The following is a 1,343-nucleotide window of genomic DNA, read 5'->3' as shown; positions in this document are numbered from 1 at the left end:
CGCATGGCCTCGGAGGCGATCAGCCGGGTGGTCGAGCGGCCGCGCGCCTGGGCGCTCGCCACGTCGGCGGCGTTGGCCTCCGCGATCGCGGTCCAGCAGGCCGCGTCCTCCAGCCGGGCGGCGAAGGCCTCGAAGAAGGCGCTGATCCGGTCGTCGGAGACCTCGCCCATGCGGGCGAAGGCGGCCTGGGCGCGGCCCACGGCGGCGGCGGCGGTCTCATGCTCGCGGGCCGGGACGTGCAGCAGGGCGCCCTCGGCCACCAGAAGCCGGTCGCCGGACCGGAAGGCCGCCGCCAGCGCCTCGTCCACATGGGCCACGCGGTCGCCGCCCCAGACGATGGCCTGGCCGGGGACGAGCGCCTCCAGCCGCCCGTTACGCGACGCCTCGGCCGTCCGCCCTGATCCGCCGTCGTCCACGCGACCGCCCCATATGCTCAGCTTGAGCCTTACCTACGCGCCCACGGCGTGCTGCGCCAGCGCGAGGTCGTCGGCGTGCACCAGCGGCCCGGATGTGTAGCCCAGCGCCGCCTCGATGGCCTCGCTCTTCAGGCCGCAGATCCGGCCCGCGTCCGCGGCCTCGTAGCGCACCAGGCCGCGGGCGATCTCGTGGCCGGCCTCGTCGCGGATCACCACGGCGTCGCCTTTGTCGAAGCGGCCCTCGATGCGTCGCACGCCGGCCGCCAGCAGGCTCTTGCCGCGCCTGACCGCCGCCGCCGCGCCCTCGTCCACCACTAGCGCGCCGGCGGGCGCGAGCGACCCCGCGATCCAGGCCTTGTAGGCCGCGGCCGGCGTGGTGGAGGGCTCGATGACCGTGGCCAGGGCGCCGTGCTCCACCGCCCACAGCGGATCCGGCCGGTGGCCCAGGGTGATGATCGTCGCGCAGCCGGCCGCCGAGGCGATGCGGGCCGCGGCCAGCTTGGTCGCCATGCCGCCGGTGCCGACGCCGGCGGCGGCGTTCGCGCCGCCTGCCATGGCCTCGATCTCGGCGGTCAGCCGGCCGATCCGGGGCAGGTGCTCGGCCGCGGGGTCGCGGCGCGGGTCGGCGGTGTAGAGCCCGTCCACGTCCGACAGCAGCACCAGGGCGTCGGCGCCCGCCAGTTGCGCGATGCGCGCCGCCAGCCGGTCGTTGTCGCCGTAGCGGATCTCCTCGGTGACCACGGTGTCGTTCTCGTTGACCACCGGGATGACGCCCAGCGACAGCAGGGTCTCCACGGTCGCCCGGGCGTTCAGCCAGCGCCGGCGGACCTCGGTGTCGTCGCGGGTCATCAGCACCTGGGCGCAGGCGATGCCGTGCGGCTCGAAGGCCTCCTCCCAGGCGCGCATCAGCAGCGACTGGCCGGCGGC

The 1,343-nt window shown here is 76.0% G+C and carries 1 protein-coding gene and 1 pseudogene; both read right to left on the bottom strand.

The features are described 5' to 3' along the window. Positions 1–416: pseudogene (locus V7Z97_RS20470) on the bottom strand (aldehyde dehydrogenase family protein); the annotation flags it as partial. Positions 417–449: 33 nt separating this feature from the next. Beyond that, positions 450–1,343 (bottom strand): glutamate 5-kinase (gene proB / locus V7Z97_RS20465; protein ID WP_334165479.1); only part of this gene is annotated, 894 nt, incomplete at its 5' end.

The organism is Phenylobacterium sp. (genome assembly GCF_036821595.1).
In the GTDB taxonomy this organism is placed as follows: Bacteria; Pseudomonadota; Alphaproteobacteria; order Caulobacterales; family Caulobacteraceae; genus Phenylobacterium.
Note: the sequence above shows the minus strand (reverse complement) of the source record. Positions and strands in the feature narration are given on the sequence as shown.